This window comes from Corynebacterium sp. MSK019 (genome assembly GCF_030232425.1).
Taxonomy (GTDB): Bacteria; Actinomycetota; Actinomycetes; order Mycobacteriales; family Mycobacteriaceae; genus Corynebacterium; species Corynebacterium jeikeium_D.
Genome location: NZ_JASPJT010000026.1, coordinates 1 through 1,102 on the forward strand (window position 1 = coordinate 1; position 1,102 = coordinate 1,102).

1 rRNA gene (cut by a window edge) is annotated in these 1,102 nt (G+C 54.5%); it reads right to left on the bottom strand.

Features of this window, described 5'->3' with window-relative positions:
- Nucleotides 1-85: 85 nt before the first annotated feature.
- Nucleotides 86-1,102, bottom strand: a 23S ribosomal RNA gene (locus tag QP982_RS10585); it runs 1,654 nt beyond the window's last position.

Consider the following 1,102-nt stretch of genomic DNA (forward strand, 5'->3'; position numbering starts at 1 on the left):
CCATCCCCACCACAACTTTGGGTGGGTGGTGTCATGCCAGACACTGAATAACGGACGCGAGCAAAAACCCTGTAATTCACACTTTGTGTGTTGAATGTTTGGTCTATTAGTACCGGTCACCTCCACACCTTACGATGCTTCCAGATCCGGCCTATCAACCCCATCATCTATAGGGGACCTCAAAAGAAACCTAATCTTGGAACAGGCTTCCCGCTTAGATGCTTTCAGCGGTTATCCCTTCCGTACGTAGCCAACCAGCCATGCCCCAGGCGGGACAACTGGCACACCAGAGGTACGTCCATCCCGGTCCTCTCGTACTAGGGACAGCCTTCCTCAAGTTTCTACGCGCGCGGCGGATAGAGACCGAACTGTCTCACGACGTTCTAAACCCAGCTCGCGTGCCGCTTTAATGGGCGAACAGCCCAACCCTTGGGACCTACTCCAGCCCCAGGATGCGACGAGCCGACATCGAGGTGCCAAACCATCCCGTCGATATGGACTCTTGGGGAAGATCAGCCTGTTATCCCCGGGGTACCTTTTATCCGTTGAGCGACACCGCTTCCACAAGCCGGTGCCGGATCACTAGTCCCTAGTTTCCTACCTGCTCGACCTGTCAGTCTCACAGTCAAGCTCCCTTGTGCACTTACACTCAACACCTGATTGCCAACCAGGCTGAGGGAACCTTTGGGCGCCTCCGTTACTCTTTGGGAGGCAACCGCCCCAGTTAAACTACCCACCAGGCACTGTCCCTAACCCGGATCACGGGCCGAGGTTGAGATGTCCAATACGATCAGAGTGGTATTTCAACAACGACTCCACCCCAACTGGCGTTGAGGCATCACAGTCTCCCACCTATCCTACACAAACCGAACCGAACACCAATACCAAGCTATAGTGAAGGTCCCGGGGTCTTTTCGTCCTGCCGCGCGTAACGAGCATCTTTACTCGTACTGCAATTTCGCCGGGTCTGTGGTTGAGACAGCAGGGAAGTCGTTACGCCATTCGTGCAGGTCGGAACTTACCCGACAAGGAATTTCGCTACCTTAGGATGGTTATAGTTACCACCGCCGTTTACTGGGGCTTAAATTCTCCGCTTCGACCC